This window comes from Clostridium sp. UBA5712 (assembly GCF_002419845.1).
Taxonomy (GTDB): domain Bacteria; phylum Bacillota; class Clostridia; order Clostridiales; family Clostridiaceae; genus Clostridium_J; species Clostridium_J sulfidigenes.
On record NZ_DIGW01000012.1, the window covers coordinates 124,439 to 137,444 of the forward strand.

A 13,006-nucleotide genomic window follows, 5' to 3' on the forward strand; every position below is an offset into this window, starting at 1 on the left:
GGTTTGTATTTATAAACAATTATAGATGCAAGCCAGTTTAACAAATTTGGTTTGTGTCTATGATGGTTAGGAAGATTTGCTATACTCAAATGTTTAGTGATTAGACCACATAGATATATCTATGTGGTTTTTATATTTGATGCCTTCTTATTTAAACCACATGGAATCAATCTATGTGGTTTTATTTATTTTAGGAAGGAGATTAGAACATGAAAAACAGAGAGAACTTTACAAGTAGAGCAGGATTTGTGATATCTTGTATTGGAGCAGCAGTAGGACTTGGAAATATATGGATGTTTCCTTACAGGTTAGGTCAAAATGGGGGAGCTGTATTTTTAATACCATACTTTATTTTTGTACTTATACTAGGATCAACAGGGTTAATTACAGAGTTTGCCTTTGGAAGAGGTGCTGAGGGAGGAGCTTTAACAGGAATTAAAAAAGGATTTAAGAATAAAGGTTTAAAGGGAGGAACTCTCTTTGGATTTATACCAGCCATAGGACTTGCAGGAGTGTTTATGTTTTATAATGTGGTAGTAGGTTGGATAATTAAGTATTTAGGACTTAGCCTTAGTGGAAATATAAAAAATATTGATATACCTAAGTACTTTGAAAGTTTTGCAGGAAGCACCCAAACTATACCATGGAATTTACTAGCAATAGTACTAGCCTTGATAATTGTATGTATGGGTATATCTAAGGGAATTGAAAAAATAAATAAAATTATAATGCCTATGCTTTTTGGAATTTTTATATTGTTAGCTATTAGATCATTAACTTTACCTGGGGCGATAGATGGGGTGAAGTACCTATTAACACCACAATGGTCATACCTATTTAAAATAAATACATGGGTAATGGCACTTGGTCAAGCCTTCTTCACAGTATCTTTAAATGGATGCGGAATGGTGGTATATGGTAGTTACATAGAGAAGGATTTAGACATTCCAAGGTCTGCAGTGAGTACTGCTGTACTTGATACTATTGCGGCATTATTAGCATCCTTTGTTATTATGCCAGCAGTATTTGCCTTTGGCTTAGATCCAGCAGCAGGTCCACCTCTATTATTTATAACAATACCAACTATATTTAAAGCTATCCCTGGTGGACAAATACTTATGATACTATTCTTTTTAAGTGTATTATTTGCAGCAATTAGTTCTTCAATAAATATGCTAGAAGGGCCAGTAGAATCTTTTATGGCACAAACAAAATTAAGCAGAAAAACAGCTACTATTTTAATAGCTGTAGTGTCATTTGTATTATCAATACCTTTAAATTTAAATATGAATTTGTTTAGCAACTTTGCAGATGTAATTACTATAGTAATATCACCATTAGCTGCACTGTTAGTATTTATAGTATTTTACTTTATGTACAACAAAGAACAGGTGTTAGAAGAAATAAATAGAGGTGCTAAGAGAAAGTTAGGAAATAAATTTTTTATGTTTTCAAAATATGGGTTTACCCTTATAACAGTATTGGTAATAATACTAGGAATAATTTACGGTGGGATATAAGTCTGTTTATACTAATTTTAGATGTGGATTTTCCTATTTTAAAGAAGGTAATAACTATATATTCTAAATAGTAAATTCTCTGAAACCCGCATGAACAGAAGAACTAGTTAACTATTTTCATAGTTAACTAGTTTTATATATTAATATTTATATAGTTTTATAGGTTTATAGGTAAATATTTAAATAGTTTTATTCATATACTTTTATGAAATGCTAAAGAATTTTTTTATTTCATCAATTCTTTCTAAAGCTATATTATATCCGTGGTTATAGGCGTGTTTAATTTTATTAAGATCTTTTTCAAAGCTATCAATACCATCTTCTGCAGTAGGTCTTAAAATTATAGCTTTGCCATCTCTTTCAAGTTGTTCACAATACTTAACTCTATCATTGTAAAGCTCATGACGTGTAAGAAGAGGCTTTACTAAATTAGGATATTTCTTTTTTAAAACTTTAGCAGCAAAAATATTGCCTTTACCTAATTCTTTAATATACCCCTTAGGTCTAGTTAGAATAATTAGATGCTTTTCATTTCCATCTTCCATGGCTTTTAATACAGGAATAGGATCACAGATGCCTCCATCAAAATATTCATTATCATTAATTATAGCTGGAGGAAAGAAAAGAGGTATAGCACAACTAGCTCTTAACATATTGCATTTTTCATCTAAATCTTTACCATTTAAATATTCGGTAACTCCAGTTTTAGCATTAGTCACACCAACTAAAATTTTACCTTCATAGCTTTTAAAGGTATCCATATCAAAAGGATAAATCTTATTAGGTAACTCATCAAAAGCAAAATCTAAACCAAATAAGCTTTTACATTTAAAAAAGTTTCTAAAGCCTATATATCTTTTATCATGTCTATGGTTAATTAGAATATCATAGTTTCTTTTCTTTTGTTTTGATATATATGAAAAGCCGTTGGTAATACCTGCTGAAACGCCAATGCAATAAGGAAACATAATATCATTATCTAAAAGGGCATCCATTATACCAGCGCTAAAAATAGGTCTAAAGGTTCCACCTTCAAGAATTAAACTACTCATGATGTCAACTCCTTAAAATTAAATTTGTTAGATTGTTTTCTTACATAATTAAATTAAGATATTATTTTAATTATGATTCTTTAGAATAAACTCCATATTTTATTATACCTATATCTCCATAGAAAGTTAAGATATATTAATTTGAAAATAAGCTATGATATAATTATATCTATAAATTACTAATAGGTATTGTAGTATAAGTTATAGATAAAAAACAAAGGAGGACTATATATGTATTTAGTAAGTTCATGTTTAGCAGGAGTCAATTGTAGATATAATGGAAGTAATAGTGAGAATAAATATGTAGCCGAATTAGTAAAAGCAGGAAAAGCTATAGCGATATGTCCAGAACAATTAGCTGGTTTGCCCACTCCAAGGGCGTGTTGTGAGATTTTTATAGATGAAAATTCTAATAAAAGAGTAATTAGTAAGGACGGTATAGATTTAACCGAAAGTTTTTTAAAGGGAGCAGAGAAAACTTTAGGAATTATTAAAGCTGCTGGTATAAAGAAGGCAATACTACAGTCTAGAAGTCCTTCATGTGGGTACGGTATGGTATATGATGGAACATTTTCAGGAAAACTAATAGAAGGCAATGGATTAGTAGCAGAATTATTAATGAAAAATGGGATTGAAGTCTATACAGAAAATGATTTAGATAAAATATAATGTTATTATTTTAATTATTGATATGAGAGGTATGAAGATAAACTTTATTTTAAAAGTTTATATTTAAGTTAGGGGGTGATTAGCATAGAATACATAAAAGCAAAAAAATTAATATCTCAATATATACCTAATAATTCATGGTTTGATATCAATTATAATATGAATATCTATAAAGGATGTTGCCATGGATGTATTTATTGTGACTCCAGAAGTGAATGTTATCAAATAGAAGATTTTGATAGAGTTAGAGCAAAAGAAAAAGCTGTAGAAGCTATAGGAAAAGAACTTAAAGGGAAAAGGAAAAAAGGTGTAATAGGAACAGGCGCTATGAGTGATCCTTACAATCCATTTGAAAAAGAATATGAGCTAACAAGGGAAGCTTTGAAGGAGATTACTAGGTATAATTTTGGAGTTTCCATTGCCACCAAGAGCCCTTTGATTACTAGAGATATTGATATATTAAAGGAGATTTCAAGGCGCTCTCCTGTGTTAATAAAAATAACTGTAACTACCTTTGATGATGATTTATGTAAAAGGATAGAACCTAATGTGGCACCTAGTAGCGAAAGGTTTAAGGCTATAAAACAGCTTAGTGATAGTGGGATATATACAGGAATATTGCTTATGCCAATTCTTCCTTTTATTAATGATTCAGAAGATAATATAAGAAATATAGTTAGAGAAGCTCATAATTCAGGAGCTAAATTTATATTTGCTTATGGAATGGGGCTTACCCTTAGAGGGAATCAAAGGGCCTATTACTATGAACAATTAAGTAGACTATTTCAAAGGGAGAACTTAGTTAGAAAATATATTCATACCTATGGTGATAGATATGAATGTGAATCTTCTAATGGAAAGAAGCTTTGGAAGACCTTCACTGAAGAATGTAATAAATATGGAATTATATACAAAATGAAGGATATAATCAAGGATTATAGAAAGAATTATGAAGAGGAACAGCTGAGCTTATTTTAAGACTATTAAGATAAAATATTAGATTTACCTTACTTAATCTATGTTTCAATATATGATAAAATGTATATAGTATTTAATTAAAAGGGGGAAATGGTTTGTCTTATGTATGTTAAGGCAAAATCTATATAGTTAAAATGAAGGATATTAAATCAATATTCTATTGGATAATAGGATTTTTACTTGCGGATGGCTTTAGATATTTACTTAGGGATGTAGATATTCCAGAGATTTTTAAATGGGCATTAGGAATAGTTATAATTCTTGGAGGCTATATCCTTATAAATAAATTATTTATAAAAGATAGAAGCAAAGAAGAAATATAAACTAAAGGAAAAAATTTATTTTAAGGGGATGAAGATATGCACTTTGATGAGGAGTCAAAAAAATGGGATACAGAATATAGGGTTCAAAGAGCAAAGAAAATTAGTACTGAAATAGAAAACTATTTGGATAAAGATAACAATTTAAGAGCCTTAGAATTTGGATGTGGTACAGGGCTTATATCAGAAAATTTAACTCATAGATTTTCTGATATATTGATGATGGATTTATCTGAAGGAATGATAGAACAGTTAAAATTAAAAATAGAAAAAAACAAAATAAAAAATATGAAAACTTGGTGTGGGGATTTATTTCAATTTAACGATAATAAAAAGTTTGATGTGATTTATACATCTATGGTTTTTCACCATATAGAAGATCTACCAAAGGTAATAAAGAAGCTATATGATTTGCTAAATAAAGAGGGCAAATTAATAGTTGTAGATCTATGTCCTGATAATGGTGGTTTCCATGATGAAGTACAGGATTTTAGTGGACATAATGGATTTAAGCTTACAGAAATGGAAGGCTTAATAGAAGAAGCTGGGCTTGAAGTCATAGGTTCAAAAATATTTTATTCAGGAATGAAGAAAAGTGAAGGTAAGGAGCAACCATATCAGTTATTTAGTATGTGTGGTATAAGAAAGTAAATATATGTTACGAAGTTTTCTCAATTATAGATTAGATTTTAGAGTATACGCAATATTTCTTTTCTGTTGAAACTACATTATTATTTATTGACTTAATTTCAAATATTTGCTATAGTGATTTTATCAAATATAGGAGGTACAACAATGAAATTGTGTAATTGCTAATTAATTTTCATAATTGAAAATTGATGAAAGAAAGAATAAAATGCCTAATCATTAGGTTTTTTTGTGTACTTCTTTTAAATTGGCAATTAAAAGACATACCTCTTATAGAACTAAAATTGTATTTATGTTTTATATAGACGTTAAGTTTATTAGGACAGGAGCTATAGTAATTGGAGATTGTATATATTTATTTTTATTGCATTAAATATATAGTTCTTATTAGATAAACTTATTTAAGTATAAAATTGATTACAGATTTTTAGGCTACAAGAAAGCAGTGCTTTTTTGTAGCCTTTTGTTTTATATTTAATAAATCAATGGTTAGGCCTCAAAACTTATTTTAAGGAGGCTATATCAATGGATAAAACATTGAAGTTTGCACATGAAGAAGATGTAATTTGTGCAATGGAGTTAGTTTATGAACATGAAATCAGAAATATGTTAATTTCAAATATATTTGGGTTAAATAAAGCCTTATCATTTATTAATTTTGCTTGTATTAATGATACTGATAATGTAATTACAATAGGCTCACATTTAGAGATTACCACATTACTAATATCATATATCTATGCACCACAAAAGTTAGTGACACAGATTTCAGATATAAGTTGTGGTATTGATAATGGAGTATTTAAAAATATCAATGAACTTTTATCAGGTTATAAATATACAGAAATTATTAGCTCTAATTTTGATATAGGACTTGTAGAATATGAGAAGGAATCTTTTGACGTAGCAATTTTGGGTTTTGCTAATTTAATTAATATCTCAGAAGAAGTACAGATAAACAGGTTTAGTCTTGAAACTGGAATAGAATATGAGATGTTTGAAAGGTTATTAGCAAAGTCCAGTAAGTTGTTAAAAAAAGATGGAAGATTAGTAGTACTTACGAAACCAGGATGGATATTAAAGTTATGGAGTTTAATTCATGACCTTGGTTTACAATTAGAATATGATAGCTATAGTCTATACGTTGATAGTAATAGACATCCTAATGGATTTATTTGGTTAAGGTTCATTAAAAGAGATATAAATTTTAATCTGGAATTGCATAAGAGGAATATACTATCTTTAATGCATGATAACAACATTGATAGACTGTATGCTCATAGGAATAATTTAATATTTCCATATGTGGAGCTCTCCTATAGTAATTCTGAAGCCTATGTTAAATTAAATCAGAATTTAGAGTATATGCAATATTTCTTTTCCGTTGAAACTACAGCAAATCTAGCGGAATTGTGTGAAGGATATACAGCATGTCTAGTTACTCCATCCGTAGCACAGTATGCATATAAGATAAATAAAAACATAGTCCTTTTTGAACGAGATAACAGATTTAGAGAAAATGGTGGTCTAAAATTTGTAAAATTTGATTTGAATATTGGTTTAACAAAATTTTTACAGAATAAATATTTAAAAAAATTTGATAGAGTTATATGTGATCCACCATTCGATATCAAATTGGATGTTTTAGCAAATGATATTGTTGAATTGTTAAAGCAAGATAGAAAAAGTGTTGCTTATATAATATTTCCTAATAACAGAAAGAGTAGTTTAATCAATGCTATGAAGGTTAGAGGGTTATTATTAGAAGAGGAAACTCAAAAAATAAGTATAGAGTATTCTAGGCCACCTAAGATAGTTAGGGTTAATGGTAAAGATGCCATTCAATTATATAAGTTTATTTATATAATTTAAAACATTTTTATGGAAGATGGAGCAGTTAAGGTTAAAAATAGATAAGAATAAATGTCTATTAATAATTATCAGTAAATTTAAACTTAAAATTTAATTGAAGGTCTTTAAAAAATTTAATAATTCATATTATTGACCACGTGGTTTGTTTTTGATAATATATAATAGACCGTGTGGTCAATATTTATATTTGGAGGGTATTATGAATCAAAAAGAGAAAAGTCAGATAAGTAAAGATAAAATATTAAATGCTGCCATAGCGGAGTTTGGAACAAAGACATATGAAAATGCTTCGCTGAATAATATATGCAACGATAACAAAATTTCAAAGGGACTTATCTATCACTATTTTAAAAATAAAGATGAGTTATTTTTAAAATGTGTTAAGGTTTGCTTTGATGAGCTTGTAGATTATCTTAGTAAAGAAGAATTTGACCAATTGGATTTTCAGAAGTACATGCAAAATTATTTTGATTTAAGGTATCGTTTTTTTAAAGAGAATAATTATTACAGTCATATATTCTTTCATGCAATTTTACAACCACCTATACATTTGAAAGAACAAATCAAAGACTTAAGAGCTAATTTTGACACACTTAATATAAGTCACTATCGCATGGCCTTAAGTAATGTAACACTACGAGATAATATTACAGAAGAAGAAGCAATGGAATACTTCTTTGTTTTTCAAGAAATGTTCAATGGTTATTTTCAAAGTAAAGCTTATGAAAATCTGGACTTTAATTCACTAATAGAAATGCACGAACTGAAACTGTCAAAAATACTAAATATTATGCTTTATGGTATTTCAAAGGAGGAGTAGAAATAATGATATTATTAATTTTAAGGATTTTAGTGGCAATTGCAATTGCTTTTATTGTAGGTAAGCTTGTTTCAAAGATAAAGTTGCCTGCTATTCTAGGATGGTTACTTACAGGTATGATACTTGGACCACATGCATTTGGAGTTGTAAATGATGCAGTTTTAAATGCTCATTGGTATGAACCAATTATGCATATTTTAGAATGTGTAGTGGGACTTTTAATAGGCACGGAGCTTGTTTGGAAGAAAATTAAAAAATCGGGTAAGCAAATTATCATAACAACATTAACCCAATCATTAGGAACATTTTTTGTTGTGAGCTTGGTATTTGGGGTTGTATTTTATTTTGTAGGATTTCCTATTTATCTTGCATTTATATTTGGAGGTATTGCTCTTGCAACTGCACCAGCACCAGCACTTTCTATTGTGCGTGAGTTTAAAACAGACGGACCTGTAACTAAAACATTAATTCCTATGGCAGCCCTTGACGATATGGTAGGAGTAATTGTATTTTTTTCAACTATTTCTATTATATCTGCCAATCTATCTGAGCAAAAACTACCGGCTTATATGATATTACTTGTAGTTTTATTACCAATTATTATTGGGATTGTTGTAGGATTGCTTGCAGGAGTTGTACTGAAAAGAGAACGTTCAACAAAAGTAACTGTATTGCTACTGAGTGCAACCATACTAATATCAGCAGGTGTTGGTTTTATATTTAATGATTTAGTTTTACCAAAGCCTGTACTTAACTTTATGCTTATTGGTATGGCTTTCTCAGCAACGTTTTCTAATATGATTTCAGAAGAACGTCTAGAGCGGATTATGAACTCATTTAATCCTATTCTTGGTATTTCTATGATTGTAGTTATCTTAAATCTGGGAACACCGCTTGACTATCATCTGATTTTAGGTGCCGGACTATTTACTGCAATTTATATCATCTCAAGAGCTGTAGGTAAATATGGTGGAGCATTATTCGGAGCTGTTATAACAGATTCACCAGAAACCGTAAAAAAATATTTAGGACTCACATTGCTTCCTCATTCAGGTGTATCTCTCGTATTTACAGGTATAGCTGTTTCTGTTCTATCAGGACCAGCACCAGAATACGCTAAGGTCATCCAAGGAACAATTGCGGCGGCAGCGGTTATTAACGAGGTTATCGCAGTTATAGCATCTAAAAAGGCTTTTGAGTGGGCAGGAGAATTTAATAAAAAAGAGGAAATTAGCAATGAATGAGATAATATATAGAGAAATCAAAAAAGATGATTATGAAACCGTTAAATCTATAATAAATGAGAGTTTTGGACTTTATAGGTATATTGATAATGAAAAGGTATTAAAAAATCTTTTAAAATTATACTTACAAAGCTGTTTAGCAGAGAAAACCTTTAGCTGTGTTGCAGAAAAAGATGGAAATATTGTTGGTGTGATTTTAGGAAAGTCTAAAAATGATTATAAAATATTGACTCATTTAAAAAATATTTTAGGAGTAGTATTGTATAATTCAATAACGACATTAAAAGCTATACAATATAAAAGTAATATAAGTGATTATAGAAATATGCATCACATTTATCATAAGCTTCTTGCTGGTAGAGAGGCGGAGTTTGATGGAGTATTGACACTATTTGCCGTTACAGAAGACTGTAGAGGATTGGGTGTAGGTAAGAAACTACTTTCAAATCTTTGTGATTATTTACGAAATCACAACACAAAACATATTTATTTATACACAGACTCAACCTGTAATTATGGTTTTTATGATAGTCAAGGGTTTGAACGTTTAGCTGAAAAAAGTTTTGAAACAACCTGTGAGAGTAAACTTGTTACAATGAATGTTTTTCTATATGGATACAAAGTTGAATAAATAAATTAAGCCACTTAATATGAAGAAATTCAAATTGAGTGGTTTTTTGTAATAGGGATTTTAATTATTATAACAATATTAGATTGTTATAATATATCTACTAGTAAAAAGTTATTTATATAAATAAAGTTTTAGGGGAAGTTGCATTTATAACTGAAACATAAAAGAATATTGTGGTAAAATAAATCTAATGATATTGTACAATAAAGAGGAAGTTTATAGTGAAAAAAACCATAGGAATTTTTGCTCATGTTGATGCAGGTAAAACTACATTTTCTGAGCAATTACTTTATCATACAAAGAGTATAAAAACTAGAGGAAGAGTTGACCACAAAGAAGCTTTTCTAGATAGTCATAATATAGAAAGAGAAAGGGGTATTACAGTTTTTTCTGATATTGGAATTTTTAATTATGAAGATTCAGAATATTATTTAATAGATACTCCAGGACATATAGATTTTTCGCCAGAGATGGAGAGAGCTATGGGGGTTCTAGATTATGCTATCCTTTTAATAAGTGCAGTAGAGGGAGTGCAAGGTCACACAGAGACAGTATGGCAGCTACTAAGAAAAAATAATATACCTACTTTTATATTTATAAATAAAACAGATAGAGAAGGTGCTGACTTACAAAAGGTTATCCATGAGATAAGAAATAACTTAAGTAGTGAAGTTTGTTTAGTTGAAGAAGATTTATATAATTTAAGTAATGAAAATATAGAATTTATAGCTGAAAGAAATGAGGAATTACTGGAAACCTATCTAGGTAAAGGCTATGACAACTACTTATGGGTAGATAAATTAAAGGAGCTTATTAAGTCAGAAAAAATATTTATAGTTTTAAAAGGGTCAGCTTTATTAGATGAAGGTGTAAAAGAGTTTTTAGAGAACTTTAATAGTCTTAGTTATACTAACTATGAAGAGATAAAAGATAATAAATGCTTCAAAGGTAGAGTATTCAAGATTAAATATGATGAAAAAGGTAATAGAATTACCTTTATAAAAGCATTACAGGGTGAGTTAAAGGTAAAGGATGAAATTATATATAGTACAAATGGAGAAGAGATAAGAGAAAAAATAAATGAAATTAGAAGTTATAATGGAAATAAATTTGAGAGTAAAGATAAAATTGTTTCAGGTGAAATTTTTGGAATTATAGGCATAAGCTCTTTAAGAGCTGGTATGGGCATAGGAGTTTTAGATTTAAATGAGTTTTTTATGATTCCAACCTTAAGAGCAAAGGTAGAGTTTGATAAAAGTATAAACCCTAGAGAAGTGTTAGGATGCTTTAAAATTTTAGAAAGTGAAGAAAATAGTCTGAATGTAGTGTGGAGCGAGGAGTTACAAGAGCTTCATATTAGTATAATGGGAAAAATACAACTAGAAGTCTTAAAGGAAATATTAAAAGATAGATTTAACTTATTAGTGGATTTTGGAACCCCAGAAATATTATATAAGGAAACCATGGAAGGGGAAGTGGACGGCTTTGGACATTTTGAGCCTCTTCGTCACTATGCAGAGGTTTATTTAAAGTTAAAAGAAGGGCCTAGAGGATCAGGGATTACTTTTAAAAATAAATGTCACAGTGATTTTTTAACTACAGGAAATCAAAATCTTATAAGAACTCACATATTTGAAAGAGATCACAAGGGAATACTTACAGGAAGTACAATTACAGATATAGAAATAACCCTTATGAATGGAAGAGCACATTTAAAGCATACTGAAGGTGGAGATTTTAGAGAAGCAACTAAAAGAGCCCTTAGACAAGGATTAGAAAGTGCTAAAAATCTATTACTAGAACCCTATTACAAATTTAAAATAGATGTAGAGATAAACTTAATGGGTAGAGTTATCAGTGATATTCAAAAAATGAGTGGTAGCATTAATGAGCCTAAAAGTTATGGAGAAAGAGTTATAATTGGAGGAAGAGGTCCTGTAGCTACCTTTATGAATTATGCTTTGGACTTTCAAGCATTCACAAAGGGTGAGGGCAGCTTAAGTCTAGTATTTCATGGGTATGATATATGTCATAATCCAGAAGAGGTTATAGAAGCTAAAAGCTATAACAAGGACGTAGATCCTGAATACACATCATCTTCAATTTTTTGTGCTAAGGGTGTAGGTTATGCAGTTCCTTGGTATGAAGTTAAGGAACATATTCATTGTCTTAAATAAATATTATTAGAAATTTAATATATTAGGAGTGATTAATTATGGAAAAAGAAATTAATGTAGTTGTGTTAATGCCTATGGACGATAGCCATAAAATTGATTTAATGTCAGTGGCACCTGGATCTAATTTTATATTTACTTCAGCTAAAGAGATAAATAGGGAGACTCTTCAAGATGCTCACATAATTATAGGTAATCCTCCATTAGATATGGTTAAAGGATGTAAAAACTTAAAGTGGTTACAACTTGATAGTGCAGGAGCTGATTTATTTGTAAAAGAAGGGGTGCTTCCAAGGGGAGTAAAACTAACTAATTCAACTGGAGCCTATGGACTCGCTATATCAGAACATATGATAGGTGTACTACTTTCTATATATAAAAAGTTATACCTTTATAGGGATAATCAAAATAATAGTCTTTGGAAGAATGAGGGTGAAGTTAAATCTATTTGTGGATGTACTGCTTTAGTTATTGGACTTGGTGATATTGGAGGAGACTTTGCCAAGAGAATAAAAGCTCTAGGTGGATATACTATAGGAGTAAGAAGAAGTGATACTAATAAACCTGAATATTTAGATGAATTATATCTTATGGATAAGGTTGATGAGTTATTGCCTAAAGCAGATGTGGTAGCATTAAGTTTACCAGAAACTAAGGAAACCTATAAATTATTCTCTAAAGATAAAATTTCTAAGATGAAAAAGGATTCTGTACTTATAAATGTAGGTAGAGGTACAGCTATAGATACTGAAGCACTTTGTGATGCTTTAGAAAGTGGGAAATTTTTAGGAGCAGCTTTAGATGTGACAGACCCTGAGCCATTGCCAAAGGATCATAGGATTTGGGGAATAAAAAATGCAATAATTACACCTCATGTTTCTGGAAATTATAATCTAAAGGAAACCCACCATCGTATAGTTAAAATTGCTGTTAATAATTTAGAACGCTTTATAAAGGGAGAGGAACTCAGGAATGTAGTTAACTTATCTACAGGATATAGAGATTTAAAGACAAAGTAATATTTAAATTAAGGCTAAAGTTAGAACTTTAGTTATACATTGGTTAAAGGAGAGAGATA

At 29.6% G+C, this 13,006-nt stretch carries 12 protein-coding genes; 11 read left to right on the forward strand and 1 reads right to left on the reverse strand.

Annotation, left to right across the window (positions count from 1 at the left end; translation table 11 throughout):
• The first annotated feature begins 209 nt into the window (after positions 1 to 209).
• On the forward strand, positions 210 to 1,520 hold the full coding sequence (locus tag B3B03_RS10335; protein WP_346877252.1) for a sodium-dependent transporter: 1,311 nt from the start codon (positions 210 to 212) through the stop codon (positions 1,518 to 1,520).
• 203 nt (positions 1,521 to 1,723) lie between these two features.
• Here the strand turns inward: B3B03_RS10335 and B3B03_RS10340 are convergent, their stop codons facing one another.
• Positions 1,724 to 2,572 (reverse strand): patatin-like phospholipase family protein, encoded by an 849-nt coding sequence (locus B3B03_RS10340; RefSeq protein WP_035130106.1) that lies wholly within the window; start codon positions 2,570 to 2,572, stop codon positions 1,724 to 1,726.
• 231 nt (positions 2,573 to 2,803) lie between these two features.
• Here B3B03_RS10340 and B3B03_RS10345 point away from each other — a divergent pair, with 231 nt between their 5' ends.
• The 10 genes from B3B03_RS10345 to B3B03_RS10390 all read left to right on the forward strand — a co-directional run bounded on the left by B3B03_RS10345 (position 2,804) and on the right by B3B03_RS10390 (position 12,947).
• Positions 2,804 to 3,241 carry a DUF523 domain-containing protein gene (locus B3B03_RS10345; RefSeq protein WP_346847334.1) on the forward strand — a complete coding sequence of 146 codons (438 nt, stop codon included), beginning with the start codon at positions 2,804 to 2,806 and terminating at the stop codon, positions 3,239 to 3,241.
• Between the two features lie 78 nt (positions 3,242 to 3,319).
• Positions 3,320 to 4,219, forward strand: a complete 900-nt coding sequence (locus B3B03_RS10350) for an SPL family radical SAM protein (protein ID WP_035130249.1) — start codon at positions 3,320 to 3,322, stop codon at positions 4,217 to 4,219.
• Between the two features lie 134 nt (positions 4,220 to 4,353).
• A complete protein-coding gene (locus B3B03_RS10355) occupies positions 4,354 to 4,542 on the forward strand; it encodes a hypothetical protein (RefSeq protein ID WP_035130112.1) in 189 nt (62 codons plus the stop codon).
• Positions 4,543 to 4,578: 36 nt separating this feature from the next.
• Positions 4,579 to 5,190: a class I SAM-dependent DNA methyltransferase gene (locus tag B3B03_RS10360; protein ID WP_035130114.1), complete on the forward strand. Its 612-nt coding sequence runs from the start codon at positions 4,579 to 4,581 to the stop codon at positions 5,188 to 5,190.
• Positions 5,191 to 5,712: 522 nt separating this feature from the next.
• Positions 5,713 to 7,059 (forward strand): hypothetical protein, encoded by a 1,347-nt coding sequence (locus B3B03_RS10365; protein WP_346877253.1) that lies wholly within the window; start codon positions 5,713 to 5,715, stop codon positions 7,057 to 7,059.
• A gap of 199 nt (positions 7,060 to 7,258) precedes the next feature.
• Positions 7,259 to 7,879: a TetR/AcrR family transcriptional regulator gene (locus tag B3B03_RS10370; protein ID WP_346877254.1), complete on the forward strand. Its 621-nt coding sequence runs from the start codon at positions 7,259 to 7,261 to the stop codon at positions 7,877 to 7,879.
• Between the two features lie 5 nt (positions 7,880 to 7,884).
• A complete protein-coding gene (locus B3B03_RS10375) occupies positions 7,885 to 9,123 on the forward strand; it encodes a cation:proton antiporter (protein WP_346877255.1) in 1,239 nt (412 codons plus the stop codon).
• Complete coding sequence (locus B3B03_RS10380) at positions 9,116 to 9,754, forward strand: GNAT family N-acetyltransferase (protein WP_346877256.1); 639 nt, start codon at positions 9,116 to 9,118, stop codon at positions 9,752 to 9,754. Before B3B03_RS10375 ends, B3B03_RS10380 begins: the two co-directional genes overlap by 8 nt.
• Before the next feature lie 221 nt (positions 9,755 to 9,975).
• Positions 9,976 to 11,931: a translation factor GTPase family protein gene (locus B3B03_RS10385; protein WP_346877257.1), complete on the forward strand. Its 1,956-nt coding sequence runs from the start codon at positions 9,976 to 9,978 to the stop codon at positions 11,929 to 11,931.
• Between the two features lie 38 nt (positions 11,932 to 11,969).
• Complete coding sequence (locus B3B03_RS10390; protein ID WP_346877258.1) at positions 11,970 to 12,947, forward strand: D-2-hydroxyacid dehydrogenase; 978 nt, start codon at positions 11,970 to 11,972, stop codon at positions 12,945 to 12,947.
• The last annotated feature ends 59 nt before the right edge of the window (positions 12,948 to 13,006 follow it).